Origin of the sequence: Candidatus Manganitrophus noduliformans, assembly GCF_012184425.1 — a bacterium.
Taxonomy (GTDB): domain Bacteria; phylum Nitrospirota; class Nitrospiria; order SBBL01; family Manganitrophaceae; genus Manganitrophus; species Manganitrophus noduliformans.
The window spans coordinates 392,400-418,412 of sequence record NZ_VTOW01000002.1 but is presented as its reverse complement, the minus strand read 5'-3'; the positions used below and the strand labels follow the sequence as shown (position 1 = coordinate 418,412).

Annotated in this window: 15 protein-coding genes; 14 read left to right on the top strand and 1 reads right to left on the bottom strand. The window is 53.9% G+C overall.

The genetic code is table 11. The features are described 5' to 3' along the window. Positions 1-34 precede the first annotated feature (34 nt). The 12 genes from MNODULE_RS11295 to MNODULE_RS11240 all read left to right on the top strand — a co-directional run bounded on the left by MNODULE_RS11295 (position 35) and on the right by MNODULE_RS11240 (position 17,688). Complete coding sequence (locus MNODULE_RS11295; RefSeq protein ID WP_168059824.1) at positions 35-1,591, top strand: recombination directionality factor; 1,557 nt, start codon at positions 35-37, stop codon at positions 1,589-1,591. A gap of 63 nt (positions 1,592-1,654) precedes the next feature. Then, positions 1,655-2,635, top strand: coding sequence for a toprim domain-containing protein (locus MNODULE_RS11290; protein WP_168059822.1), 981 nt, complete (start codon positions 1,655-1,657; stop codon positions 2,633-2,635). A gap of 3 nt (positions 2,636-2,638) precedes the next feature. Beyond that, positions 2,639-4,498, top strand: a complete 1,860-nt coding sequence (locus tag MNODULE_RS11285; protein ID WP_168059820.1) for an ATP-dependent helicase — start codon at positions 2,639-2,641, stop codon at positions 4,496-4,498. A gap of 17 nt (positions 4,499-4,515) precedes the next feature. Beyond that, positions 4,516-4,977 carry a hypothetical protein gene (locus MNODULE_RS11280; protein WP_168059818.1) on the top strand — a complete coding sequence of 154 codons (462 nt, stop codon included), beginning with the start codon at positions 4,516-4,518 and terminating at the stop codon, positions 4,975-4,977. A 268-nt stretch (positions 4,978-5,245) separates the two neighbouring features. Then, positions 5,246-5,626 (top strand): antitoxin Xre/MbcA/ParS toxin-binding domain-containing protein, encoded by a 381-nt coding sequence (locus MNODULE_RS11275; protein ID WP_168059816.1) that lies wholly within the window; start codon positions 5,246-5,248, stop codon positions 5,624-5,626. Continuing rightward, a complete protein-coding gene (locus MNODULE_RS11270; RefSeq protein ID WP_168059814.1) occupies positions 5,627-6,190 on the top strand; it encodes an RES family NAD+ phosphorylase in 564 nt (187 codons plus the stop codon). It begins immediately after the preceding gene. Between the two features lie 124 nt (positions 6,191-6,314). Then, entirely contained in the window at positions 6,315-6,731 is a 417-nt protein-coding gene (locus tag MNODULE_RS11265; protein ID WP_168059812.1) for a JAB domain-containing protein, read from the top strand. Between the two features lie 24 nt (positions 6,732-6,755). Beyond that, a complete protein-coding gene (locus MNODULE_RS11260) occupies positions 6,756-7,886 on the top strand; it encodes a hypothetical protein (RefSeq protein ID WP_168059810.1) in 1,131 nt (376 codons plus the stop codon). A 120-nt stretch (positions 7,887-8,006) separates the two neighbouring features. Beyond that, positions 8,007-10,571, top strand: a complete 2,565-nt coding sequence (locus tag MNODULE_RS11255) for a class I SAM-dependent methyltransferase (RefSeq protein WP_168059808.1) — start codon at positions 8,007-8,009, stop codon at positions 10,569-10,571. A gap of 34 nt (positions 10,572-10,605) precedes the next feature. Next, positions 10,606-12,252, top strand: coding sequence for an ATP-binding protein (locus tag MNODULE_RS11250; RefSeq protein WP_168059806.1), 1,647 nt, complete (start codon positions 10,606-10,608; stop codon positions 12,250-12,252). A gap of 80 nt (positions 12,253-12,332) precedes the next feature. After that, entirely contained in the window at positions 12,333-13,502 is a 1,170-nt protein-coding gene (locus MNODULE_RS11245) for a hypothetical protein (RefSeq protein ID WP_168059805.1), read from the top strand. Positions 13,503-13,839: 337 nt separating this feature from the next. Next, positions 13,840-17,688, top strand: coding sequence for a DEAD/DEAH box helicase family protein (locus tag MNODULE_RS11240; protein WP_168059803.1), 3,849 nt, complete (start codon positions 13,840-13,842; stop codon positions 17,686-17,688). A 484-nt stretch (positions 17,689-18,172) separates the two neighbouring features. On the opposite strand, the gene MNODULE_RS11235 is transcribed toward MNODULE_RS11240, so the two are convergent. Beyond that, the gene (locus tag MNODULE_RS11235; RefSeq protein WP_168059801.1) at positions 18,173-18,319 is read right to left on the bottom strand and encodes a hypothetical protein; all 147 of its coding nucleotides are present in this window, start codon (positions 18,317-18,319) and stop codon (positions 18,173-18,175) included. 584 nt (positions 18,320-18,903) lie between these two features. On the opposite strand from MNODULE_RS11235, the gene MNODULE_RS11230 reads away from it, so the two are divergent. Both MNODULE_RS11230 and MNODULE_RS11225 read left to right on the top strand, forming a co-directional pair. After that, a complete protein-coding gene (locus MNODULE_RS11230; protein ID WP_168059799.1) occupies positions 18,904-25,032 on the top strand; it encodes an Ig-like domain-containing protein in 6,129 nt (2,042 codons plus the stop codon). Positions 25,033-25,440: 408 nt separating this feature from the next. Further along, positions 25,441-25,941 carry a hypothetical protein gene (locus MNODULE_RS11225; RefSeq protein WP_168059797.1) on the top strand — a complete coding sequence of 167 codons (501 nt, stop codon included), beginning with the start codon at positions 25,441-25,443 and terminating at the stop codon, positions 25,939-25,941. The last annotated feature ends 72 nt before the right edge of the window (positions 25,942-26,013 follow it).

The window sequence follows — 26,013 nt, the reverse complement described above, 5'->3', positions numbered from 1 at the left end:
ACCTTCAAAGGAAGCTCAACAATCAGGAGGCGAATTGAAAAGAGATCTCAATCATCAAAACCTCGTCGTTCATTTATCGGATGCCGTCGCCGACGGGAAAACGGATATGCCAACCGAGCCCGAATCGGTATTGGGCCACCGCCTGCTGCCGACCTACGCAGGTGTCTTGCGGTCGGGGATCAAGGTTCCGTACGAATCAGGAAAAAACGCGCTCACCGCGAAAGAGAGGACGCTTTATGAAAAATGGACCTCGGAGGGGCGCTCTCCGCGCGAGATCGAAAAGGAGCTTAAGAAAGATCTGAGGCCGACGAATGTCCCGTATTTTTCGGTCTACCGGTCGGAGTGCAAAAACAATCCGGAGCATGCGGATTTAATCCGCGCGCTGTATGCCAATGAGCGCGGAGAGATCGACCGGCTTCGGATCACTTTTCTGTCCGAGAAGTGGTGGGAGACGATCCCCCATAAGTTAATGGCTTTTCGTAAATCGGGTCTTTATTGCTCCTCGGAACCGATCGGCGGCCGGTTGATTGCGACCCGGGATCCCGAAATGGAACAGGCGGGGGAGGGTCATGAGAAACATAAGAGGGAATTCAAGAGAAATAAAACCACACTCCCTTGCATCCCCGACGAGTGCCCGATCTATCAATCCAGCGGTTGCCGCTTTTCGGGGGTGCTCCATTTCATGATACTGGGGGTGCCGGGAACGGATGTGTGGCGGCTTCCGACGACCTCATGGTATTCGGTGCGGGGCATCATGGAAAAAATCAACATGTTCGGATCGGCGCTCGCTTCGAGGGGAAAAAGTCTGATCGGGATCCCTTTCGAGCTCTTCAAGCACGAGGCGGAGATCTCGCGGTGGGATCCTGAGAAGGGACGGGTCCGTGTGAGGCAATGGATCATCCGGATCGACTGTCCCGAGCTCCCTTTGGCCGATCTGATCGTCCAGCACGCCGGCTTCGGATTGGACCGGAAACCACAGACCCGCTCGTGGGTGAACGGAGGCAGAATGACATTGCCCGGTACCGTCTCGGCCGGAGCGTCGGATCCGGACCCGGCATATCCCGATCTCCCGTCGGACCGGGAAAAGGCCCAAAAGGGATGGGGTACGAGTGGCGAGGAATCGCCGCGAGATCGGGAGAAGGTCACGAAAAACCCTTCAACATCTGAGGGAAAGGAGGACAAAGAAAGGGTCCCGGACGCTTCACCGGGCGAGATGACGCGCGAACAGTTGCAATCCGCCATTCTGGGAGAGGTTCAGCCGGTCGGAGAGGTTCCTCTGAGGATCGTTCAGGAATACCTTCTCTCCCGTGGGAAGAAACTCTTCAAAGAGCTTTCGACGGAGGAGGCGAAGGAGCTCCACCGGCGGGTTTTGGGTGCCAAAGAGAAGAAAGGGGAGGGGAACGACGCCGAGAAGGCGAGATCCTGTTCCGCCTGTCATGCGGGGATCTCCGACGAAGTTGAACGGTATTCCATGAGGCGCTATCAGCGGCCGCTCTGCCGGAGCTGCCAGGACAATGAGAAGGGGGGCCTTCCGAGCCAGACGACGATTCAGCGGAAAGCCCCGGGACAGATATCCGATTCGCAATTCTAAATTGACATGCGCGGGAGGTCCCGGACTTTCGATCCGGGGCTTCCTTCTTTCGGAGAAAAAAGGATGGAGTTAAGAGCGATCAAAGCGATTCCGATCCTGGAGGTCGCCGTCAGTCTCGGTCTACAGATAAAGGGCCGGTCGGCGCGTTGTTTCGCGCATTTTCCGGATCGGAATCCCTCCCTGCATTTCAACATCGGAAAAAACACCTTTCACTGTTACGTCTGTCCCCGAATCGGGGGATCGGTCATCGACCTTGTCATGCAGACATTGAACGTCCCCTTTCGCGACGCGGTGAACTATCTCTCCGGGAGCGCCACCGTGACAAAGCGGGCGGAGAGAGGGAGGGCGTCCCACGATCCCTCTCTTGGGGTGGAAGATAAGGATGAGATACTTCGCGCCCTATTGGCGGAAGCCCCTCTGGAAAAAGAAGGGGCGCGCTATCTGACGGGGAGGGGGATCGGCCTCGACGTGGCGAGAGGGATGGATATCGGGTATTTGAGGCCGGAAGAGTACAGAAGTCTCTTTTGGCGGATGAGCAGAAGATTCGGAAGTGGCCGGTTGAAGGCGGCGGGCCTCTCCCGATTCTACCTCTTCGCCAAAGAAGGTCTTGGTTTTCTCCTCTTCCCGTACCGGCTCGATGGACGAGTCCATCTGCTCAAGGGCCGGTGCGTTCTGACGAAGGAAGAAGCGAAAGAGCGAAGGGTGAGGCGGTTTGTCACGACGGAAAGGGCGGGGATCTTCTATAACCAGGAGGCCTTGAAGGGCGCCGGGACCATTTTCCTCTGCGAGGGGGAGGTCGACACGCTCACCCTCTTGCAGGTCGGCTATCCGGCGGTCGGAATTCCCGGAACCGGGAGCTTCAATCAACGGTGGTTCGACCTACTTGCGGGGAAACGCGTGGTGCTCAGTTTGGATTCGGATCGGGCCGGGAAAGAAGCGTCGGTCTATTTGTCGGAGGAGTTCGAGAAGCGGGGGATCGCGCATCTGAAGCTCGACCTTGCCCACGGAAAAGATGTGAATGACTGTTATCTGGAAAGGAGGTGAGCGTTGCTGAACGAGGAACAGCTCGACGCGGTCCGGACCCGGGAGACGCCGATATTGATTCTGGCCGGTCCGGGAACGGGAAAAACCGAGACGATCGCCTATCGGATCTCCGAATTGATCCGAGAAGGAGAAGATCCGGAGAAAATCTTGGCGATCACTTTCACGAACAGAGCGTCCCAGGCGATGAGAGACCGTGTCCTCTCCCTGACCGGAAAGCGCCTCTCCTGGATCCGGACGATCCACGGGACCTGCGCGCAGATGTTGAGAGGTCACATTCACAAACTCGGGTACAATACCGCCTTCAATATCGCCTCGATGGAGCAGAGCAATAAAATCCTCAAAGATTGCATCCGTGAGATCGGATTGAACGAGGCTCAGCTCGATGTTACGGAACTGGCCGGAACGATCGCCCAAATCAAATCACAGGCCGACGCGGCGGAGCGGCTTGTTTCCGAATCCCACCCCTTCTCGGAGATCTTCAACGCCTACCAAGTGAAGATGAAATCGTTGGGGTGTATCGATTTCAATGACCTGATCTATCTCTGTCTGAAGCTATTGAAAGAGGACCTCAACACCCTGGCTGAGGTCAGGGATCAATGGCGTCACATCATCATCGACGAATTCCAGGACTCGGATCCTGCGCAATATCAGCTGATCTCGCACTTAGGAAGAGAGCGCGGGATCGCCGTGGTCGGGGACGACGACCAATCGATCTACTCATTCCGCTCATCGACCCCGGAAGTCATCGCTCTCTTCGTCGCCGATTTCTCGCCGAAGATCATCACACTCAAGAAGAGCTACCGCCTTCCCCGGATCTTGCTGGAGGCGGCCTGCTCTCTGATCAGGAACAATCTGAAGCGGTTTGAGAAGGAACTCATCTGCGCCCAAGAAGCGGATGGGCATCTGGAGATCCGCGGATTCGGATCCGAAGCGGAAGAGGGGGATTTCGTGGCGAAGGAGATCCTCTCCCTTCAGGCCAAGGGGGTCCCTTCCGAGGAGATCGCCATCCTGGGACGGCGGCACGCGCCCCTTGCGATCATCGAAGCGTCGTTAAAGAAGATGAATATTCCCTGCCGGAAGATGGGCGACCGGTCCTTCTACGATCTGAGGGAGGTGCGCGACATAATGGGTCTGATCACGGCGGTCGCGCTGCCGGAGAACTCTCCCGCGATGGAGCGGATTTTCAAACTGGCACCCGGAATTACCGTCCGGACGATCGATTTGCTGGAGGATATCGCGGAACGAAATGAGGTCAGCCTCTATCGGGCGGCGGAACTCGCCGTTGAAAATCAATATTTGCAGGGAGAAGCGTGTCAGCGTCTGAAGGAGGTCCTGACCCGGCTGGACCGGCTTCGTCCCAAAATGGAGCAATTATGTATTTCGGATCTGATGCGGGCGGCGGCGAAGGAGTTCGATTATTTCTCCCATCTGCAGAAGATTTCACGAGGGGCCTCCGAATATGAAAAGCGGCTCGGTCGTTTAAAAGATCTCGCCCAGATGGCGGATCAATTCGAGCTGACGTCCGGGCCGAGTCTGACGAATTTCATCAACGAGATGGCGATATCCGCAATCCAGGGGGGGACCCTGAAAGAGAAGGGCGGAATTCGCCTGATCACCCTTCATGGTGCGAAAGGGCTGGAGTTCCGGGCGGTCTTTCTTGTCGGGGCCTTTCAGGGCAATATTCCTCATGTCAAAGGCAATCTGGAGGAAGAGCGCCGGCTGATGTACGTTGGCGCCACCCGCGCGAAAGAGCGTCTGTATATCACGCATGCCCGGTATATTCAGAACGAGGTGCGGCAGCGATCGTATTTTGTCGACGAGATGGGACGAATCGGCAAAGGGTTACCGGTCTCATCAAAATAGAGGCATGGAGGAAACCGATGATCCGGAATTTGTTAACGACCGCTCATCCGCTGGTGCGGGAGGCCTGGGAGGCGGGGTTCAATCCGATAGTGAAGGGTGAGGATCTGATCGTGTTGGATCCTCTCCCAATGTCGGATGAAGATGTCCTGACGAGAGAAGGAATAATCGATGACCTGGAACGTCGGATAGAGGAAAGGAAAAAAGAGGTTCTTGAATATCTGAAAAGTCTGCAAAAGGTCAAAGTGCTCATCCGTAGCAAGCGGTTGAACGATCACGTCTGGATTGTGGGGACGGAGGAACTCCTGACGAACCTCCCGGAGGGAGATGTCGGTTATCTCGCCGCTGAGGTATATCGGATCAAGAGCGCGAACTGGTCGGATGAAGTTCTACAAAAGATCCATCTGACAAAAAAGATTCTGGGCGGGAACATCCTTCATGTTCAACGGGCGCCTGATGGGAAAAGGGCATCCGAAAAATAGATCGGGTCTTGACCGAAACGGAATGACCGGGCCGGGGTCCAAAGATGCGATCTGAAAGGCGGTCCGGGCTCTGTTTCGCCTGGAATGGTTTTAACTTAGACTTCAGCCAGAAATCGATTGCCGTATGGTTCTTTTTTCAGAAGGTATTGATTTCTAGAGAATATAAGCGTGGATGTCGTTTCGATCCCGATTTCATTGGAACCTTTTATTGACGTATCATATGAACTATGATATGTACTTAATAGCGAATATTAATAGGAGATTTAATATGGCAACCGCCTCAGAAAAAGTTCGGCTTTTTCGTCACGTGGAGCGCGGCTTTTATGATGAAACCGGCTCCATCAACATTGAAAATCTTCGAAAAGAGCTTGGGCTGACTTTGGAGCAGATCGCCAAGGCGGTCGGGAAAAACATTCGGACTCTCCAGAAAAATTCTCATTCGCGGGCGATTCAGCAACGTCTGATTCAGATCGTCGCGGTCTTAACGCTCCTGAATGAACTGATCGACAACCCCCAGGAAGGGCAGGTCTGGCTCAACGCCCCCCATCCCGATTTCGCGGGAATGACGCCCAAGCAGCTGATCGTCGAGGGGAAGGCGCAGGCCTTGGTCGACTATCTGAATGAAATCCGCACGGGCGCCCTCCGGTAAATGCGCTTCCAAAAGATCCTCGCGCGTCTAAAGCGAATCGAGCCTGAGCCGCTGAACGGGACCTATTATCGCGCCGTCCGGATCGATTTCATGTGGGAGCCCCTGGGGACCCTGGGGTCGAAACGGGCGGGGGGACGCTACAACCTCAAAGGAAAGTTCGAGGTTCTCTACCTCGCTGCTGACCCGGAACTCGCCTTGAAAGAATCTACCCCCGGTTTTGAAGTGAAATTCCCTCCCCATGTCCTCTTCTCGGTCGAGATTCACCTCTCGCGGGTGATCCGGCTGGACCGTCCTGAGATCCGGGAAGCGTTTGGAGTCTCGCTGGAAGATTTGCTGATTCCTTGGAGATATGATCAGAATGTCCTCGGGCGAGAGGCCATCACACAGAAGGTCGGGAGGATGATTCGATCGAGCAAACGTTTCGAGGCGATTCTCTATCCCTCGAAGGTCGACCCAGCCCGGTCAAACCTCGGAATATTAATGGACCGGTTGAAGAAAGGGTCTACGGTCGACCTCTTCGATCCGGATCGAATCATCCAATGGACCTATCGAGGAAAGATCTGACGGCCGAATAGAAAGTTCGAGTTTCCATTCTAAAGCCTCGTCGGGGAGAGAACCCGGGCGAGGCTTCTTTTTTTCCGACGATCGGAAATTCCGACTCAACAAAGAAAGTGAGGGACCAATCCGAATGCGATGGGTCAAAATCAAGCTGATCAGGGAGTCGCGGCCTGAGTGGGCGACTCGAGTCAAAGAGAAGGAAGATGTCTCCGCTCTGCTCAAGCGCTATTACCGCTTTCACGACCGCGAGGAGGCATTGATCATCTGCCTCGATAACAAGAACACGCCGACGCATATCCATTCGCTGGCGGTCGGCAGTATCAATCTCTGTATCGTCCATCCGCGAGAGGTTTTCAAAGTTGCATTGTTGGCCAACGCGGCGCAAATCATCTTCGTTCACAACCATCCTTCCGGAGATCCGACTCCATCGGGGGAGGACCTAAAACTGACCCGAAGGCTCGCGGAGGCCGGAGATCTCATGGGAGTGAGCCTGATCGATTCCTTGATCGTCGGAGAGAACCGGGTCGAATCGATCATAAAGAGATGACACAACATTCAAGGAGCGAAACGCATGCTTTATCATCATGACAGCAAAACATATGAAGAGGCCGCCTCGGACGCCGAGCGGCGGGCGAGGGCGAAAATGGAGGAAATTCTCCGTCGGGGGCGGGAAAAGGCACGATTGACGATGGAAGGGATCTCTGAAGAGTATGAGAGACGTCAGGACATCCTGGCGCCGGCGCCCGCGATCAATTACCGGATCGACCCGGCGGCCTCCACCGCCTCGCAGATCCAGGCCAAGGTGGGGAACAGAATTCTGAATCTGACCGACCATGCCTTGGGACAGGCCCTCACCCGGATGGGAATGCCGAGGGTCTACGTCGACCGGTTGCGGCGCATCGAAGCGCCGTGGGCCGAAGCGCTTCTGCTGACCAGCATGAAGAAATTAACCGATCACGCGGTCGGCGTCGACCGCCTTCTCTTCCGGGTCGTCGGAGACACCGTCAAAGGGGTGCTCTCCTCCGCCTACCGTCGCTCGCTGGACGCCACGCCGATCATTCAGGTCTTCATGGAAGAGGGGCTCCGGTCGGGAATGGTTCCCGTCGATGGGGTGAACACCGAAACCCGCTACCATCTCAAATTGCTCCATGACCGGCTCTACTCGCCGGCGCCTCACGAGGTGATCGCTTTCGGATTCAGCCTCACCACGTCGGATTACGGAGCCGGGGCGCTACAGATCCAGTTTTTCATGATGCGGCTCTGGTGTACGAACTTCGCCATCGGCGAGAACTGTCTGAGAGAGATTCATATCGGAAGGAGATTCAAGCCGGAGGATGAGGCGGTGCTCAGTCAGAGGACGTACGATCTCGATACCGAAACGGTCGCAAGCGCCGTGAGGGATATCCTTTCGGAGGGGATCGACCGGCGCGCGGACTCGGTCTGCGGTCTGATCGCGGATGCGAATGAAAAGCGGATCGACGTGAGGGTCGCTCTGGAGGGGTTCCGCAAGCGGGGCGTGATGACGAAAGAGCAGACGCGCACCGCGGAGACGTTATTCGAGAATGTCACCGATATCACCTACCTGCCGCCGGAGCGTTCCGCGTGGAGATTATCGAATGTGCTATCGCTCATGGCCCAAAACCAGGCCGGTGATAAAAAACTGGACCTCGAAGAGGCTGCGATGGAGCTGATCACGGGGTAGACCAGGCGGAATATCGGACAGAGGGAAGTGAAGGGAGTTCCCGTCGATTCGGGGCTCTTCACCCCATAAAAGAGGGGGTCCGGAGGCAACGTCTCCGGGCCCCTTTTCTTTAGGAGGTCTATGGCGGAACAACTCGGTTTGTTCTCTTTGTTACAGCAAACGGAAGAAACCCATGCATCGTGTTTCAAGCCGGCGGTTCTTTTCGAAGAGGAGCTGAGCGAAAGCTATCCATTTCTCTCCTACCGGCTCTCGCCCTCCCGGTGGGTGACCCATTTTGACGGGAGCGGGGACCGCGCCGGAAGGCATATCGCCGCGGTGAACCGGCTGCCGGCCGTAAGGTCCCGATTGATTGAACTGCTGGCGAAGTTGAGAGAGGATGCCCATCCCGGCCTCTGTGATGCATGGATGGCAATGGCCACCGCACAGGAGAGGCTTTATCTCGATTATTCCGGCGAAGGGGGGCTTGCCGTCTCGCCCGATCTGATCCGCAGCCAACTGACTTATATCCGGGACCGGCAACCCTCCTCCTCCCAGAGAAAAGCGCTCCTTTCCGGCCTGTATGCGCTACTCGGGTCGGAGTTTCCTCCGGCGGCCGCGTCGTTGGCCGAGTCGTTGAGGAGCCAGGCGCGGCAGTTCTCCTTCGGAGAGATCTCCGCGGTCCGCGTCGATTATTTTCTGGAAGGGCTCAAGACGCTGGAAGAAGAGGCGGCAGGGAAGGAGATCTTCGAACCGGCGGCGAGGAGGTTGAACTCCGATGAAGGAAACGGCGCTTATTATTCTCCGGAAGTGTTTCAACACCTCCTTCGGTTGATTCCTCTCTCCGCGATCGCGGGAGAGGAGATCAATGTCCTGGAGCCGAACGTCGGAAAGGGGAGCCTGATCCGTCCGATGGTTCATCACCCTGGCTTTTTGATCGTAGCGAACGATCTCAATCCAATCTCCGCGGAGATCGCGGAGGTCACCACGATGGTCGACCCGGAGGCGATCGTTTTCGCCTGCAGAGAGGGGCGCGCCATCCACCCCGTCCGGAATTGCGCCGTTTTCAAGTCGCATGCGTTTGATCTGCTGACCCTTCTTCCGGATCATCTCTTCGATCTGTTGATCGCCAACCCTCCATATACGTTCGACCACCCGAAGAGCGGTTTCGACCGGCAGTTACGGGCCATGGGGCTGTCGAAAGGGCCGCAGGGATTCTCGTTGGCCGCCTACACCCGTCAGATCCTGCCGGTGAAGCTGCGGGAAGGGGGGATTTCGATTCTGATCACCTCCGCGCGGTCCCGCAACTTCAAAAGGACCCGTCACGCGTCGGGGCACGTCACTCACCCGATGATGATCCTGGCGATCACCGGCCAGCCGTTCTCCGAAAACGACGCCGAGTTGGTGCCGGTCTCGATGCCGGCCTACGTCTTCGATGGAGAGGGGATCGCCGAGAAGCGGCAGATCAGGGCGGAATGTTTTGTCTCGATCAATGTGTTCCTCTCTTCAAGGGAAGCCAATGGAAAACAGACCGTTTTTTCGGAGTGCGCGATCATCCGGGTTCACCATGAGCAACTGGCATCCTTCGTCGATTTATGTCTTTCTCCCTCACGATGGAAAAGCATGGAGCGCCAGCTGCTCGGTCCTTCCATGCGGATGTTGCAATCCGCAAATCTGCTTCGGATTTTCAGCCGAATCAAAGAGGCCCTGCGGAACGATCTGGAGGCGAAGCGGACCTCCGCGAAGCGGCGATATGACAACGAGGAGGCGGACCGGCACGAAAAGCGGATCGAGGAGGTAAACAATCAGCGGTTTCATCAGATCGGGACGTTCGAAGAACTAAACGAGTGGCTGGCCGGACTGTCGGAGCGATGGAACATTCCGGTCCGGAAGGAGATCGAGCGGACACTCCGGACCAACCCGCTTCGGGAGATTTTCGCGAAGAAGAGAAAAAGTGCATCTCCGGCCTCCACCGTGGCGGCCGATGTGAAGAGGGTCTTCCGCGCGGTTCTCTCCGTTTCCGATCGTTTTTTCTCCCGGTTTTACCTTCTCTCCGCCATCTACCCCGCCCTTGCCCTGCGTGAGATCGCGGAGCGGCATGGTCCCTTCGACGGGGTTGCCTTCGGTGGTACTCATCCGACACTGAAGCGGACGCCGTATCCCTTCTCGATGTATCTGCTGAAAGAGAGCGAGATCTCGGAACTCCTGGAGACCTTCCCCGAGGAGGAGCGGAAAGAGGTCCTCGCCAAAATGCGCGAGCGGATGCGTCTGTTGATTTCTCATGTCGCTGAATTCAATGCCGTCGGCAAGACCGCGAGCGAAGCCCTGAACGCCGCGTTTGGGAACTCCTGGCGGCAGGATCTGGTTCGAGGGGTCCTGCCGCAAAGAAGGCGCATCCCCCCGCTGCTCGATTCAGGAAACGGTCTGGTGGAAGCGTTGGCGCGGCTTCTGCTCAATTTGGTTGAGCAGGACGCGGTGAAGGTCAGAGAGAAGAATGAAGCGCTTGCGACCTTCGATTTAATCGAACGGCAAGAGCAGTATCAGAGGTATCTGAAGGATTTCAATTCGGGCGGCCTGACGGAGAAACGGATCGGGAACCTGGTTCGGAAAACGGAGGAGTTGATCGCCGTGATGCAAAAGGCGCAGGAGATATTGTCCGGCTCCCGGACGGCGCCGGGGCGAAAAATAAGGCTCCAACCGGTCGGCTGACCGGAATCGATAGATGAAAACGAGGAGGCGGCGGATGCAAATCGAAGAGAATCGATCGATCAAGATTGACGTGAATTTAAACGCCATGATGAAAAATTTCGGTGAGGTTTTCTCCGGGGACCGGATCTGGATCCGGGAGCTCTTGCAGAACGCCCGGCGCGCGGGGGCCACCCGGATCAACATTCACACCGACCGGAGCGATCCGAACTATTTCCGGATCGACGACAACGGATCGGGCATCGCGGACTTCCAATCGCTTCTCACCCTGGGCGGATCGGGATGGGAGCCGGAGGTGATCGAGCGGGAAAATCCGTTCGGGCTGGGATTCTACGCGGCGCTGTACGCGGCCGTAACCGTTGAGATCAGATCGCGGGGACGGCGAGCGGTGCTGCACAGCGGCCGGATTCTCTCCGGCGAGCCGGTCGCGCTGCAGCCGTTCGATATCCAGTCGGGAACCTCGATCGTCCTGCATTTGAAAAAATCGATCGTGGACGCCGGGAAAGAAAACCGGATCGGGAAGCTCAAAGAGGCGCTTGAAGCGATCGTGCGCGGATTTCCGGTCCCGGTGTATCTGAATGCCGAGTCGCTGAAGCGGCCGTATGCGCTGGACGTCTGGAAGGGACTCCGGTTTGATCTTCCGGACGGGGTGGCTCTGGTGGAATTGAACCCGGAGTTTGACTCTACCACGAAAGGAGTCACTTTCCTCCAGGGTCTTATCATCTCAAGCGCGGAAGACGGTTTGCGGACTTGGCCGAATTTCAGCCGCAACGGGATGCGGGTCTATATGCATCTTCAAGGCGATCGATGGCTTGTGCGGGTGCCGGACCGGGACCGGTTGTATCAGTCGAACGATACTTCAGAGCGAATCAGAGCGCTACAAGAGAAGGTCGTGGAAGCCGCCGCGGATCACATCAAAACCTCGGGAGAGGCACAGAAGTATTTCGATTGCCTTCTAGAGTGGGGGTGTTATGAGGTGATCCGGGATCTTCCGATTCCGGCCTCCCGCTGGGGCCAGTTGATCGCGCCGATGCATCTGCGTCATTACGAATATGAGGATCAGGAGGATTCGTTTGGACCTCCGGTGGAAATTCCCGGCGCCGGCAAGGATCTCCGCTTCCTGAAAGACAGATCGATTCTCTTCCCATCGGAGGAGACCCTCGATCATCTATATGCCATGTACGCCTTTGAGTTGCCGATTCTGGACACCTGGAATGATCCGGATCACTGGTTCTCGAAATCCCCCTTCGGCGAAGAGATCGAAGTGTTCTACAAGCGAAAAGTGTCGGCATCGGCCAATCAGAGCAACATCGTGGCGGAGGGAGCCTGGTGGGGAAAGCAGGTGGTGGTCTGCAAACAGTTTTCCCTGACCCTGGAAGGATATGGGACAAAGGAGATCTCGGAAGACACCTTCCTCAACGACACCTTCTGGATCATCGATCGGCCGATGGGCTGGGGTTATCCGATCGACCAGGCGTTTTATTTCCAGACCGAGGGAGACGATTTTGACGAATCGGGCTTCGATGCGGCGATGGAGAACTTCCGGGCGAATCTGGCGATCATTAAAAAGGATCCTTCAGCGTTGATTGCAAGTGCCCTTCGGGAGTATGCGGAAGCGCTCGAAGGCGGCCGGTTTGTGGTCGAGGCAAAGCAGGGGGCGATTCGGGTGGAAGCACTGCTATAACCGCATAAAGAACAGGAAAGTCAAAGAGGGGCTCTCTTCTGAAACAGTAGGAGAGCCCCTCTTTTTTAGGGAGAAACGTCATGGAAGTGAAGTTCCTGTACGAATTAACGAACCGGATGGGCTGCAATCTGTACGAGGCGCTGCGGGAAGAGGATTTCGAGGGGATCATTGAACGTGAGACTGAATATTATATCGAGCAATCGAAGGTTGGAGGTGAGCGTCGGGAAGCTTTTGTGGAATGGCTCGAAGGACATCTTTCTGCGCGGGATTGGCGGAAGATCAAAGAAAGCGTCGGATGCGACGATCTCTCAAAATGGTTGTTGGAGAATCCGGTCCGAGAACGGGAAGAGGATTTAAAAAGGTCTTATTCGGAAAATGAGATCGAATTTCTAACGACGACACTGACGAAGACTCAAAGCGGCGTCCATCTGCCTCTGCTGTGGGATCATGTCGATCCTGCCGATGACGCCGATGTGTCGCTGGGGTTCGGTTTGATCTCCTATCCTCCGGTGGATGAAAACGGCCATTATATCCAGACCGGAAACAGTCGGCATCTACCGGGCGATGTCGCGAACCGGATCAAAGCAGTAATGGAGGAGGCCAACGAACTGGCAAAAAAGACCGGCCGCGGCGTCGGATCTCCTGATCCGAAGGATGACCTGGACCGGACCATCGATGAGAAGATCGCATTTCTCTATCGGGAGGCCTCGTCTTTATCGAAGAAGACCGTGCTCTCCTTAATCCGGATAGAGGGATTTTATTGCGGGATTCACGGAGGAACTGTGAAGTATGAACGACCGATCCCAAGATCGGAGGTGTTGGCCTGCCCTTCCTGCAATCATCCGGTCTGCCCGTTCTGCGCCAATTGTTATGAAAAGGATCCGGCGACGATCGAGGAGGCGAAGGCTTATCTGGCCTCCTGTGAGGAGATCTCCGGGATGGCCTACTGCGGGCATTGCGGGGATTGGGGGGAGGAATGGATGCTCCGATTCCTGCGGCTGAAGAAATGTCCCATTCCGCAGGAATACGAGAATTACAAACCGGCGCCGCGATCGGTCCGGTTTGTCGCCACGAACAGAGTCGCATCCCTTCCGGATTGCAGTCGCATTCTGGAATCGGTCTCCCGGACTTTCGCGAAGGGGATCTCCGGGATCATTCACTATCCGCATTCCACGGGGGAGATTTGGGGAATCCCAGAAAGACACCCCGAAGGATGGATCGTGACCCTCTGTTATCCGGAGGAGCGATAATGGGGATCGATCAGGAGGAAAAACAAATGTTTCGATTCGGAAGACATACTTTCACGATTGGACAACGGGTAAGGTGGAAGAGAGGGAAAAGGGCGCAGGAAGGGATCATCCTGTCGGAACCTTTCAACGATGGGCAGTGGATCGAGATCAGGACGGCTTATAAGACCCACCCGGTAAGGAGAGTCAGCATAAAGTGTAATGTCGAACCGGCGTAGGAGTCGAAAGCGGCCGCGCCGGGGTAGAAGGCTTCGGGCGAATTTGCTGTGATAAAGAGGTCCGGTTTTCCGATGAGGGAGGCCGGGCCTCTTCATTATTTGAGACCATCACGGAGATGTTCATGAGCGGAAATATAACCAAAGAATTGCAGAAAGCGATGAAACGACTTCAGCGGTTTCAGACGAAACTCAAGGAAGTCGAAGACCACCCGGACAGGGTCGAAGAATTGGTGGAAGAGGAAGCATCCAATCTCTGGAAGCCGGTCGATCCGATTCAGCGTGTCAGAATACCGGCTGCCCCCGAGATACGGCTCCCTTTTTCCATCCCAGGTCGGCAAAGAGAAGCGCCCCGAATCGAGGCCTCCCCTCACGAAGCCGGTCTTTTCCTCCTTCCTTACGCGCCGGCTTTTCGGGAGCGGTTCATCGAACGCTTCGAAGCGGCGATCTCCCCTGTAAAACGGCTGATGCAAAGGTTGAGAGATCTGGAAGTGCAATATCATCAAAAAGCGAAGGCGCGGGAGGGCGGGAGCGCCGGGAAAAGCCAATCCGCCATAGAAGAATGGGAACGGTTGGCTTGTGATTACAACTTTTTCAAATACCTCCATACGGTCGTCCTGGACAACGGCAAGCTGGGAAGGCTCTTCACGGAGATCGGATCGCTCCTGGGTGGCGGCTCTCTTCAGAATCAAGGAATCGTCGGGTTTCTGAAAATCGCGCAAAGCGAAGCAAGGATCAGCGACGCCCTCTCGGGGGCATTGGCGGCGTTCGACCGGATCGCCCCCCTGTGCGCCAATATGTATCTCTCCTCCATCGCCTCCTGGGCGTCTCTGTCCAATTTCATCTCCGCCGAAGCCAAGACGCTCGAAAGGGAGATGCTCGACAAGGCCGGCCCGGAGAATTACCGTCCGGAGTATCTCACCTTCCGGGAGATGATCAACCGGATCACGCAAGGCCTTTCAGGGGCGCCGACTTCGATGCAGGAGAAAGCGCTCTATTACGCATACCGGAGTTTTCAGGCGCACTTGTCGGAAAAAAGAGACCATCCTTTCCGGCTGAACAACTTCGCCCAAGTCGGTGCCGGAAAGACCTACACCACCCCGATCTTCCTGAAAATGTTCTCCCATCTAATCCATCAAAAGTGGACGAAGCGGCGACACCCTCCGATCAAGCTCCTCACGCTCTATTTCACCGAGGCCAACCTGGGTCGGAATGTCATCAACTCGATGATCGAGATCGGCGTTCCTGAAAAGAGATTGCATCAGATTCAGATGAAGAAACTGCCCACCCTCGCCGTCCAGGAGGGCGATTGCGTCGTCCTCAGCCGGCACGAATTCGGATTAAAGGAAGTGGAGGAGATCAGCTATCCCTTGGAGATTCTGATCCGGAGAGGGTTTCATTTCATGATCGTCTCGGACGAGTCTTCTTTTCTGAAGAATTCGGAAAGCGGCATCTCCTCGGCCATGGAGACGCTTTATGGATATCTGAAGAAGCGGCGCGTGCTCTGGGTCGATTACCGGCTTTCGGCCACCCCCGCCAATAACGACACCGGCGATTTTCTCTATCTGCTGGCGACGAATCGGATAAACATCGGCTCATTCCTTTATGCTTATCCTGATATCGCCGAACGGATGGAGCGGATTCTCGCCGAATCTTATTATTACGATTCCGGTCTCGGGGGCTTGAGTCTGCATCGGTTACTTCCTCTTCTGATCGCCGGCGGATCCCGTACGGGGGTACTGGTCTCGCTCAATTTGATCGAATCATCGAAGGAAGGCTCCGAGACGGTTGGTGAGGAGGGGGAGGAGAAATCTTCCGGAAAGAGGATGCATGAGCTGATCTACACCGATTGCGCCGGAGCGGTGCTTTCTCTCTTTTATCAGGCGGTCCTCCAAAGCCGCCTCTTTCCGATCCAGCCCTGGCTCGGCTCGGATAAAGAGGGAAGGGAGATTCAACCGGGCCTGATCGACGTCCTGCATAAGCTGGGCGTCGGCTATACACGGCTTTTGCAACCAACGGAAGAGAAGGTCCGGGTCCTGACCGGATTGGAAAAACCGCTGATCCATCCGGGGTCGAGGGAGTTGGACGCCCTTGTTCCCTGCCTTGTCCCGCTCAAGGAGATGACTCCAGCGCTGACTTACGACCGGGCGCTGAACGCCGATGAGGAGGTTCATTTTCAGATCAACGCCAAACAACTCGATTCGAATCTCCTGGAATCGGTCACTAACCTGGAGGTGCTGGAGAAAATCGGTCAGTTTTTGAATCTGATCATGTTCGTCAACCTGGTTCGGAAGGTCCGATCGTGCGACCGCGCCTGGTGGGCAGTGGGAGAAGAGATCGAGACGGAGTTCCGGAGACTTCGTTTGGAATTTCTGGCAGCGTATGCGCATCTCAGGGGCGTCCCTTTGATTCCGATGCAAGAGACCGTGACCCGCAAGGTGCATAAGGGTTTTCAAATCGTCGAAGAGACGGAGACTTATCCTTATCTCGCGGCCCGGCCGGATCAGAAGAAGGATTTGATCGGATTGCTTCAAGGGCTGTCCTTCGACGGGATTCTGGGGCATCGACTCATGGACGATCTGGCCCAGTTTTTCGCGCCGGTGCGCTATTTCGAGCTGCTCGACTTCTTGGAGGGTCAGGAAGGGAAAACGCAAGCGGAACGGGAGAGGCGGGAAGAGGAGATTGAGAAGAAAAGGGTTGCGATCATCGAGACCCTGGTTGACGCCTTGGGGATCCGATCGGAGAGGCAGACCCTTCCCGGCCTGATCGCCCTCTTTGAAAAGGATCTGAATCAAACCGGAGCGGAAAAAGATCATCTGGTTCATTTCCGTTCCTCGATACTTGCTAAATATCCGCTCTTCCTGATGAAGACCCTTGAGTCCCTTCGGTGCGTGAAGGAGGAGCAGAAAGGAGCAGAGGCCCAGCGTCTTCATGACGTGATCCGTGAGATCGGATCGGAAAATGTCGATCTGGCGCAGACGCTGGCGGAGTACGGGATCATCTTCAAAGCCTCCGAATCGGTCAACTTCCCTCTCGTCCTCCGGTTCGCCGACCGGATTGTGCAGCGGCTCTCCGCGCTTCTGGCAGAGCGGGGAATCAAACTTGAAATAGGGGAAGGGGATATCGACCGGGTCCGGAAGGTGATTTCAAGATGCGCCAGTTTCGAAAAGTATGCGGGGAAGATGGCGGAACTCGCCCGGGCCCACCAAGCGCCGCTTCTGATCTCATGCCGATACCGCTTTTCTCAAAAAAGCCTTCTTTCCACGACCGGCGCACGGTTCTCCGTGACCGGGGAGACCGAGAAGTCGGAGCGGTACAAGATCCTCGGAGATTTCGATCGCTTGGATGAAGAGATGGGCCGGATCTTGGTCGCCACCACAAAGTCGATCCTGAAGGGGTTCAATCTCTTTTATACTCAGTATGGTTTCATGAGCGAAGGGATGGATAACGCGGAGGTCCGGCTTCAGATGGCCGGACGCCTTCGTGCTCTTTTTCCCCAGCACCTCAAAGAGATTGAGCGGATGGAGAAGGTATTGATGAAAGTGAAACCGGCGTCACCCGTGATCCGGCATCTGAGGCGGTTGAAGGAGAACGTGAAGATATTCGACGTGGTCTCGCCCAGAATGATTTCGGGTTTTCCGGACATCCAGAACGGGAAGGCGTTTATGTTAAACACTTTCCTCTTCTCTCAGATCCATCAGCGTTCTTTCCCTGAGATATTCACAGATGAGGAGGTATTTCATTATATCGACAGCCGGCCGACTTTTAATGCGAAGACGGTGGAAAGCTTCTGTAAGAAGGCGATCGAGGAGGCGATGGAATCGTATGCCGGGAAGCTGAAAGAAAAGGAGGGGGTCAGTGTTCCTGAACTGATCGATCTGATGGAGCGGGAGATTCAAGCGGCGGCGGAGCTGAATGCGCGGCTCTCGAGCTACTATCCCTTACTGGAGGGGAAGAACGGCTTGAGGATTTAGGATCGGATCGGGAGTTGTAAGAAAGTTCGTCCGAGTGATAAAAAAGAGGGACCCCGCCTTGGTGGGGGGTCTCTTTTTTTTGCCTTTTTTCGGACATATTATCCAGGCATTTGAGATTTCCTTCAGAGCCCCTGTAGGCAGAGTGTGTCCGGGAAGTGTATCCTTTTCTTTACCTAACCTTTTTACAATGTTTATAACTTTTTAATATTTTTTTCTTGACTCCTGGCAGTCACCTCCGGTATTGTCCGTCCGATGTTGATTGGACGGTGTTTTTCTGCTTGTTCTTGTTCTAGTAGAGCAAAGCCCTCTCCATGTCGCGAAAAACCGGACCGGCGCCACACCCCTCCGGCGATCTGCACCGCAGTATCGCCCAGTCTGTTTTATTCCTCCCCGACGGTTCACATCGGTTTCCTCTTAAACGATTTGCTCTGATTCTTTTCTTTTTCCTCTCTTTTATCTCTTTCCCGTTTCTCTCTTTTCGCACTCAACCGGCCCATGCTGCCTCATCAGCATCGAAGATCAAGCCGGTCGAGAATCCCAACGTTGTCTTTTCCAAGGGGTTGCTGACGGTCCAGGCCAAAGACGTCCGGCTCCAGATGCTGATGGACGGCATCGGAATGAAGACTAGCATTGAAGTCTCTCGGAGCCCCGCTCTGCAAAAAGAAAAGATCACGGTGCAGTTTAAGAATGTGCCGTTTAAGGCGGGGCCCCGGGTTCCTGCCTATGGTGGGAAGAGCTTTACATCCTCGGTGAACGAAACGAAAAGAATCATTCATAGGGCTTTCGTGAAAAGTGAGAGATGCTGTGAGTAATAAGAAGCGAGAGGCAGGAATAAGGAGTATTTTCTATTGGGTTTCGGCATTTTTGTTATTTGCGGTGAGTCTTCTTGTTCCACGTATTTCATTTGCCCAAACGATCAGTTGGACCACTCCGCCACCGTCTAGTGCGACCAGTGGCACCACCTTCACGGTTACCTGGTCGATCACGGGAGCAACATCTATTCAGCATGGGAATATACACTGGCACCCTACGGACCCGGCCGCTAATATTCCTGATGCAACCTGTGCCAGCGCAACCAACTGCTGGGCCCCCGCTACCGGGATAGCCGGCACGGCCGCTGGAGGCACATTGACCTTAACTGCTCCGACGGTAACCTCTCCCACCACGATTAGATATGCCGTTCACGTGAGGGTGAACAATGATGGGATAAACCGTTTGTCTGGATCTGTTTTGGTCACGATTAACCCACCGGCTGTTTCGCTTTCGGTTGCTTTGACGGCCAATCCTTCGAGTGGAACAGTGCCTTTAAATGGGGTCGATTTAACTGCGACAGTAGGAGGTACCGCTACCGGCACGATCAATTACACCTTTTATTGCAATCGATCAGATACAGGGACAAACGTGACCACTGGATGGGCGGTCAAATCCGACGGCGTTCTTGATAATCCTAAAACTGCTCTCGATGCATGTAATTACACAGCTGTGGGGAATTACACGGCCAAGGTGATCGTGGAACGGGGTACTGCCGCACCTGCAGAAGCACGGATAACTATTACGGTCAGTGCACCGACGCTATCGGTAACGCTGGCAAGTAATCCTTCGGGTGGAGCGGCTCCGTTAAGTACGAATTTGACCGCGGATGTGTCAGGAACTGCTACCGGAACGATCAACTATACCTTTTGGTGGAATTGTACAAACACAGGTACGAGTGTCAGTTTAGTAACAACAGCTTGCGGTGATCCCACCAATTCAGCCATTGGGGCCAAATTTAATGGGATCACTGATGATCCGAAAATAATCAACCACAATTATAGTGTTGCGGGTACCTATACGGCTAAGGTAATCGTGGAACGTGGGAGCGCTCTACCTGCAGAAGCAAGAGTAATAGTTACCGTCAACGCGCCTACACTCTCAGTTACTCTTGGGGCAAATCCTTTCAATGGTTCTGCCCCATTGAGTGCTATTCTAACGGCAAGTGTGTCTGGGACCGCAACTGGGACCATTAATTATTCTTTCTGGTGGAATTGCTCAAACACTGGAACAAGCGTTACCTCAGTAACTGCAGCCTGTGGAGATCCAACAAATTCCAACATCGGGGCAAAATTCAACGGGATCCTTGACAACCCCAAAATGGTAAACCACGTCTATACCACTGGGAATATTTTCACGGCCAAAGTCATTGTGGAACGTGGGAGCGCTCCGCCCGCAGAAGCACGGGTAACGATTACTGTGGCTGCGCCAACGCTCTTCGTTACTCTTGGCGCTAATCCTGTCGATGGCTTCACCCCGTTAGGTACTAACCTAACTGCGAATGTCTCAGGCACTGCGACGGGAACTATCAACTACACTTTCTGGTGGAATTGCTCTGATACTGGTACGAACGTTAGTTTGGTTATAGCGGCCTGCGGAGATCCTACCAACCCTGGTTTTGGAGCAAAATTCAACAGTGTTAGTGATAACCCGAAAATACTGAACCACATCTACAACACGGCAGGAATATTTAGTGCAAAGGTTATTGCCGAGCGAGGCAGTGCCCCCCCTGCCGAAGCACGGGTGACTATTACGATCAAATTCTTCGATCCTAGCCCCGCAGATGATATCACTACGCTTATCCCAGATGAGAACGATACTGCTCCCTTAGGAAATCGGACCCCGCTGATTCTAATTCACGGCATTCACGGCACGCCTTTCAATGAGATCGCTAATCCTAATCAGAGTTATTGGACCAAGTTCCTGAACTATTTCAATAATGAAGCGTTTAAGGCAAAGTACAAAGTATACAGATTTCACTATGCTAGCGATAATCATAGTGTATGGGAAATCGCCCGTAGCTTGAGGAACGATATCGATAGAAGAATAGATGACGGAAGCCTTGCAGATATGCCATTTGTAATTGTCGCACATAGCATGGGCGGGTTGGTAGCACGCTCCTATATGCAGGAGCACTCGCATAATACCGGGAATTATACTGGACGGAGGGGAGGAGAAAGGATTCTCAACCTAATTACATTAGCTACGCCGCATCATGGAACTCCTCTCACCAATGATGAACCGAGATTTAACGGATTGGCGGCCCCAGCCTGGTCGATAACAGCCAACTTATTTGACACGGGCTTCTGGTTATTTAGAGGATGTACACCTTGCATATTGCAATTAACGCATCCGAACAGATCAGATCTGCGATGGGACAATTACGATACGCTGTTCACATCAGAATACACAGGCAATGAGGTAAATACTTGGTTAAGAAGCCTCAATAGTGACACCACCTATGATGGAAAACTTATAACCTATTCTGGGCGTATAGGAAAGGATGCGATGGTTGACCTGTTCGGTCCTATGGGCGCTGGTGAGCTCGGAAATCAATTAGGTTTTCTCAACACTATGTTAGCAGACAATCCAGATATGGCCTTAAGGCTTAGTGGTGTGTTGTTGGAAAGAATTCTCAACCCATCGTTTCAGGGAATTGTAACCTACTTACCAGTCAGCGCTTTGAATAACGATGGTATGGTCCCCATCAACAGTGCACTTTTCACTGGCCACAACGTGAGTAAGCGGGTTCAGTGTGCCGGAAATGATGATTTGGGTATGAGTGGACCTGATCATTCGAAAATGAAAGACGGTGGGGTTCCAGCGCGTTGTTCTAATAATCAGTTTCTCTTTGAGTCTCTCAGCAACGACCTTGGGGTTGTGCCTGTGGTGGACACCACCCTGCCAGCGGCCGTGCCAACTTTAGCAACTGGGGCAGTTACAACGACCAGCGTGGTCCTTTCCTGGACAGCACCGGGGGATGATGGGAATACAGGAACCGCTACGAGCTATGACATCAGATATTCTACGTCGCCCATCACTGAAGCCAATTGGACCAGTGCTATCCAAGTGAGTGGAGAACCAACCCCGCTTGTAGCCGGCTCGGCACAGAGCTTCACCGTCACCGGCTTAAGTTGCGGAACCACTTATCATTTTGCCCTCAAAACTCTGGACGAGGTGCCGAACCCCTCGGCCATTTCTAACTCACCCAGCCGGACCACCTCGGCCTGTCCTGTTTCATTTGACTTCTCCGTCTCCGCTTCTACTCCGGCAGGTGTTGTGAGGGGAAGTAGCACCTCTTCAACTATCACTGCCACTATAGTCTCAGGAACCACAACGCCGGTCACCTTTTCTCTGCCCACCCTGGTCGGTACTACCTTTTCCTTGTCGCCGGATACGACATGCAGCCCCATCTGCTCAAGGACCTTAAACATCACTACTTCATCGACCACGCCCTTAGGAGCCAATATAATCACTATTGTTGCTACAGGTGGCGGTCTAACTAGAACCACTGCTTTTACCTTAACAGTGAATGCGCCCTTTGACTTCTCTCTCTCCACAACTAATGCCAGTGTGGTGAGAGGCGGGAGCGCTGTTTCCACAGTGACGGCCACGCTGATTTCGGGTTCAGCCACTTCCGTCACGTTCTCTCCGCCGACGCTCACCGGGACAACCTTCTCCTATTCCCCGACGACTTCGTGCAATTCGACCTGCTCAAGCACTCTGAACATTACGACCTCTTCAACGACGCCTCTGGGCACCAACACGATTAACGTTACGGCAACAGGAGGAGGGATCACACGGAGTACGACGCTTACCTTGACGGTCAATCCGGTTCCCGGTGTGTTCTCTGTTACCCCATCGGATGACTTAACTTCTTCCGGCAATCAGGGCGGCCCCTTTAGCCCATTGAGCAAGACCTATACATTGGCCAACACGGGAGGAAGTTCGATCAACTGGACCGCCTCCAAAGGCCAGGCCTGGATCACTTTATCTTCCACCGGTGGAACCCTGACAGCGGGCGCTCAGACGACGGTGACCGTGTCGGTCAACCTTACTGCCAACAGCCTCATACCGAGTTCTTACAACGACCTGGTAAGTTTCATCGACACGACCAATAGTAGTAGTACCGCAAGGGCGGTGAATCTGACAGTCAATGCAGCACCATGTACCTTCTCCATTACACCGACCAGTCAATCTTTTGGCTCTGGTGGCGGTATCGGAACAGTGGAAGTAACCGCACCCAGCCATTGTAATTGGACGGCCGCGAGCAATGCCGGTTGGCTTAATATCACCTCCGGAAATCCCGGCAATGGAAACGGAACAGTAGGATACTCGGTAGCGGATAACATTACTGCTGACTCTCGTGGCGGAACCGTCACGATCGCCGGTCAAACTTTCACGGTAACCCAATCTGGCGCTACCAATCGGATCCCAGAAGTTCGGATCATTTATCTCGTGCCGAGTGATCGGCCCGTCCGGGAGGATTATAAAAACGCAATAGAGGGAGCGGCGAGGCATCTCCAGATCTGGTTCCGTAATGAAATGGGGAATACGAGGAGTTTCACACTTCATACGCCGACCGTGGAGGTCTTCAGCACGACTCATACTGCCGCATGGTATTCTACTAATTCGAAACCGAGCGACTTCAACGTCTGGTTCTGGGAGAACGTGCTTGCCGATGGCTTTGGAGTCACCGGCGGACGATTCGATGATCCTAACAACAGATGGATATTTTATATCGATGCGGACCCGGCCTGCGGCCAGATAACTGGAGGAACGAACGGTGTAGCATTACTCCCAGCTAACGATCTAAGAGGGCTGGTAGGGGAACTTAATGTGCCTCCGTGTTCCTCTGATCAACCTGATACCGGTGGTAAATGCCGTTGGGCCGGTGGTTTGGGGCATGAGATTGGTCACAGTTTGGCGCTTCCTCACCCCTCCGGTTGCCCTGGTCCGACTTGCGTTGAGGATTCCCTCATGTGGTTCGGCTATAGAACATATCCCAACGCACACCTATCGCCCGAGGATAAGGCGGTTATAGATCAGAGCCCATTCTTCAGGTCGATGGACTTGACCAATGAGTTGTTCTCTTGCGAGGTGCTCGATCGAAAACCACCAACGGTGACCGCCGTCTCTCCATCCAATGGTGAAGCGAATATTGCCTTGAATCGGACCGTTTCAGCCACCTTTAACAAAGCGATAAATCCAGCTACCCTGAATGAAACTACTTTCAGGCTGAGTAATGGCGCGACAGGACAGGTAACTTATGATTCCACAACAAATACGGCGACATTCATTCCGTCAGGCAATCTGCTGCAAGTGACCACCTATTCAGCGACCCTTACAACTGGAGTCAGAGATCTTTCAGGCAATAATCTGGCTGCTGATTTCGTCTGGGTGTTTACGACAGGATCTATCCTTGATACGACTCCGCCGAACGTTGTCGCGACAAGCCCTGCTGACGGAGTTTCGGACGTGTCGATTGCTTCGACTGTTACGGCTACCTTCTCGGAAGACATGGATGCTTCTACGATCAGCGGATCGACCTTCATTCTTCGCAGGCCGGATGAAACAACTGTCAACGGCAGCGTTACTTACGATTCAACAACGCGAACGGCCCGCTTTACCCCACAAGAGAGCCTGTCCAATTCCACGACTTATATGCCGATACTCATGACAGGGATCAAGGACACTTCGGGGAACGCTCTGGCTGCTGAATTTACCTGGAGTTTCAACACGTCTCCGCTGATCAACAGCACCGTGACGATCGCCAATCCCGTTGGGAGCGGTAGCATTTCAATTACCGTCTCTGCTGGGAATCTGGAAAGCGCAACTGGTGTGAATCCGGCCACTTTGAACGGAGCACCCTCCGGATTTAGTTTTCCCTATGGGATGTTCGATTTTAAGATTATCGGCCTGACTCCGGGCCAGACTGTGACGGTTACGATTGAACTTCCGGAGGTTTTAACAGGCGACGCAAAGTGGTACTGGTATAACCCGAATACCTCTGCCTGGGTTGACATCACAAATTCTGTAAGCCGGACAGGGAAAACTGCCGCGTTGAGTCTCACCGATGGAGGAACAGGAGACGCCGATGGAATTGCCAATGGAGTGATAGACGATCCAGTGGGGCCAGCCTTGAATTCTACTGGTATTGGTGGGGGTGCCCCTCCTGTGACTACTACACCGATTCAAGATGGAGCCGGAAAAGGTGGGGGAGGAGGCGGGGGTTGCTTCATTGCGACTGCCGCTTATGGAAGTTATCTTGATCCCCAAGTTCAGGTGCTCAGAGACTTTCGAGACCGTTATCTTTTAACCAATGCTCCCGGGCGCATTTTTGTGGCATTTTACTACGATGTATCTCCACCTGTCGCCGATTTTATTCGGCAGCATGAGTTTCTGAGAACAGCGACAAGGTGGGCCTTAACACCGATGGTCTTTGCCGTGGAGTATCCCTTCATATTTATAGTGATCTTTGCCTCTGGAATCACTGTTTACAAAGGCGTTCGGAGAAGGCAAAAACTCGTTTGAGCTATCCCTGGCGAATCGGTGGAAACCAAGGAACCCGAGGCAGCAGTGTACTTTCGGCTAGAGTGCGTAGCGACAGATACGATAATGTGAACTACAACATCTCAGGTGCTGTTTGTCCGGATAACGGAGATGAGAGAACAAACATGCTGAATAGAGGTTACCTCCTGATTATCTGTACTATTATGATTTGTTTTTCCAGTGTGGAAATCATTTTCGCCGAATCATCGAAGAAACAATCTCCGGTTTCCAAGAAATCCTCGAACCGAAGCGAGGAGTGGATAAGCATCCCACCTATGGGTCCAATAATCGCAGTTTATGTTGGTCGACTAGAAATCCACCGAATCCGTCTATCTAGCAAATGAAAAATGACATCTTATAGTTGACATCCTTATGTGATATTCGTAGATTATGAATCACGACAATGAAGACAGGGAAAACCTCCGCTCAGTTTATGGAGTCATTGGGACTCTGCATAGTACCATTATCGCGACACGATTCGCGGTAGCTGGCCTTTATATGGCTGCCCTGGCTTTCCTTGCATCTGCTCTGCCTGTCGATCCTGGTAAAGCACTGTTACCGGGAACAGCAATAGGAGCTTTAGGGATGGCCCTAACGCTCGCGTTATGGATTCTTGAGATTCGTAATCTTTGCCTTCTCGAAAATCTCGAAGATCGTGGCCGGTCAATCGAATCCGAGTTAAAAGTCAGTGAGGAGCTCGGCCTCTTCTGGCTCATGCTCAAGCAGCCGGAAGGTCCGAGAGTGCCGTTCATTCGGTGGCGTCTTCCATATACTCATAACAGCAAGGCGAAAGAAGTAATCACCTATATTTTCACACATTCATTTGGTCTCTCTATGATCTATTTTCTTGGGATAGCCTTTTGGGGCTGGGTGCTCTTTCGGGTGAGATAAAGGCCGGAGACTAACGAGAATAGGTCGAGTTATCTGATTTGAAATTGATATTACCCAAAATTAAGAGGCAGG